This is a genomic window from Elioraea sp. (assembly GCF_051860475.1).
GTDB lineage: Bacteria > Pseudomonadota > Alphaproteobacteria > Acetobacterales > Acetobacteraceae > Elioraea.
The window spans coordinates 1-2,660 of the sequence record NZ_JBHYDW010000259.1 but is presented as its reverse complement, the minus strand read 5'-3'; the positions used below and the strand labels follow the sequence as shown (position 1 = coordinate 2,660).

3 protein-coding genes are annotated in these 2,660 nt (G+C 72.2%); 1 reads left to right on the top strand and 2 read right to left on the bottom strand.

Annotated elements, in window-relative coordinates; translation table 11 throughout:
* The coding region (locus ACTIFU_RS23370; protein WP_439580729.1) for a hypothetical protein at window positions 1–522 on the bottom strand (522 nt) is incomplete at its 3' end.
* Window positions 523–650: 128 nt separating this feature from the next.
* On the opposite strand from ACTIFU_RS23370, the gene ACTIFU_RS23365 reads away from it, so the two are divergent.
* Complete coding sequence (locus ACTIFU_RS23365) at window positions 651–2,150, top strand: helix-turn-helix domain-containing protein (RefSeq protein ID WP_439580728.1); 1,500 nt, start codon at window positions 651–653, stop codon at window positions 2,148–2,150.
* A 69-nt stretch (window positions 2,151–2,219) separates the two neighbouring features.
* Here ACTIFU_RS23365 and ACTIFU_RS23360 read toward each other — a convergent pair.
* Window positions 2,220–2,660, bottom strand: a 441-nt coding sequence (locus ACTIFU_RS23360; RefSeq protein ID WP_439580727.1) for a phosphatase PAP2 family protein, incomplete at its 5' end; no start/stop codon positions are given.

Genomic DNA, 2,660 nt, shown 5'->3' with positions numbered 1-2,660 from the left:
GATCGCCGCCGTCTCCGAAGGGTAGGATGTTCGGGGGAACCGGCCCGGGACGCGCGCCAGACCGGGATCATGGGCCGCCGGCGGGCCCCGCTCATGGGCCAACTGCGCCGCCCTGACGACGACGCCGACGTCGTGGAGGGTCACGTGCAGCAGCGCGAGCACCCGCGCCGCCGCGCCGGCCGTGGTGTGCCGATCCACGAGCGCCGTGACGGCCGCCTCGTTCCAGCGATGGACCGGCCCGCCTGTCTCCCAACGGCGCAGCCGCATCAGGAGATCTGCGGGGACGGACTCTGCCTCCGCCCCCAGCGCGGCCAGCTCCGCCCGGGTTTCCGCCGGGCCCGGCGGGGGCGGGACCACGATTGCGTCGGGTCCGGAGATCAGGAAGGTGGGCAGGAAGGTCTCCCCACCGCCGCCGAGGTGACCGGCGGACGCGGATTGGATCGTAGCCGTCGCCAGCAGCGCGGCTGCCAGAAGCCTCATGGGTCTCATGTCGATCGCTCCCTCCAGAAGTGTGGCGATCATGCTGGCGCCGGACGGCAGCGCCCTCCGTCCCTCCAGCGTCACAAAGTCCGGATTCCGACATCGCTGTCGTGCTAGTGTCGCCGCGCCGGGCGAGGACCCGCTCCATGGCGGAGCATGTTGGTTCAAGGATGGACGGATCGACGAGCCTTCATGCTCGCGAGCCGCTGCGTCGCGCCCTCGCCGCGCTCCACGCCGCCCTCGATGCGGACCCCTCGGCCACGCCCGACACCGGCGCGCTCGCGGCGATCGCCGGGGTGTCGGGTCGGACGCTGGGGCGGCAGTTCGTCGCCGTACTGGGCGTCACGCCGGGCGAACTGGCACGGCGACGGCGACTCGCCGGTGCCCGCGACGCGCTGGCGTCCGGCACTGCACGATCGGTGATCGCCGCCGCGCTTGAGCACGGCTTCGCTCATGCCGGACGGTTCGCCGCGGCCTACGCAACCCTGTTCGGGGAGTTGCCGTCCGAGACGCTGCGGAGCGCCGGGATGCCGCGGACATGCCCGGCCACGGCCGCGACCTTGATCGAGCTTTGCCCCGTCGAAGCCGCCACGCCCGGCGACGCGGCGCGCGCCGCGCGCGCCACCGAAGCCCTGGCCGCGGCACTGTGCGCCGCACCTGGCCTCGCGCTCCGCCTCCGCGAGACCGCATCCATGGTGCCTCGCGCGGCGTACCGGATCGAGGCACGCCTCGACCGCGCCTCGATCGTGATCACGCTGGTCCAGCCGTCGCGCGGAACCGTCGTCCGGATCGAGCGGATCGCCTGCACGCGCCCCGGATCGCGCGCCTGGACCTGCCGGGCCGTGGCCGGGATCCGCGATGCGATCGAACACGCGGAGTTGGAGGAAGCGCGCCGCGTCCCCCGCCAGCGCGCCGACGCCGACACGCTGGTGCGGCGCGCCCGCCCTGCCGCGCTCTCACTCGAACGAAGTGCCGAGATGATGGCGCTCGACTTCCTGGAGGAAGCGCTGCACCGCGATCCGGCCCACGCGCTTGGTCACGCGCTGGCCGGATGGTGCCGAGCACAGGGGGCCAATCACTGTGCTTTGCGGGATCCCGCTGGCGAACGGGAGCAGGCTCTCGTCCACGCCATGCAGGCGATTGCGCTCGCGCCTGATGATCCGGAAGTGCTGACGCATGCGGCGGCGGTGATGTCGCTTACAGGCCAACTGGACGAGGCGGAACGCCTCGCGACGCGCGCGATCGCACTCGACCCGTCGCTGGCCGACGCGCAGCGGCGGCTCGCCTGGGTTCGGATCTATCGGGGCGACGGTTCGGGCGCACTCGCGATGTTCCGGCGGGTCTTGCGGACCTGGCCGACAGGCAGGAACGTCAGTCTTTCGCTGATCGGCATCGGCATCGCCCGGTTCATGGCGCATGACGGCGCGCGCTCGGCGCGCGCCTTCAACCGCGCGCTGGACCTCCGGCCGACCCTGGCGTGGGTGAACCGGATTCTCGCACCGGCTGCGCTCCTTGCCGGCTCGACCGAGGCAGCGCGACGATCGGTCACCGCGCTCCGCCATGCGCTGCCCGACATCACGCTGACGCAGGTGGAACGGTCGCTACTCCTGGATCCCGCGACCGTCGAGCGGGTCGTGGACGGGCTCGGACGCGCGGGTCTGCCGCGCTGACCCCGAACGCGACGTCCCCGCGGCTCGGCACCGCGGGGACGCGCAACGAAGCGGCGTCCGAGAGTCAGGTCAGTCGAGCGCGGGCTTCAGCTTCGCGAGCGTCAGCGCCGCGACGCGACGCCCGATCTCCTCCGAGGCCGTGATGTCGTAGCGGAAGTGAATCCCCGCCGCGACCCGCGACTCGCCCACCTGGCGCACGAACTCGAGCATCGCCGGCGCATCCGGCGGGAAGAGCGCGGCGAGCAGAGCCCCCGAGGCCGTCGACATGCAGGAATGCGCCGAGGGGAAGCTCGGATGCGACGGAGCGGGCACGACCGTCGTGATCGTCGGATCGAGCTGGGCCGGGCGGATGTGCCAGTAGGCGTACTTGGCATCCCAACAGGCGACGAAGCTGTCATAGAACGCCGTCGTCAGCGCCGCATAGATCGCAGCAAGGCGCGGCCGATCCTCGCCGAGCCGGTATTCCAGCGCCAGCCGGCCGAGCTGCTCGTTCCAGAACTGGAAGATGCG

Excerpts from the sequence above, each read along its gene's own strand:
- ACTIFU_RS23365 (WP_439580728.1), top strand. The coding sequence starts at position 651 with ATGGACGGATCGACGAGCCTTCATGCTCGCGAGCCGCTGCGTCGCGCC.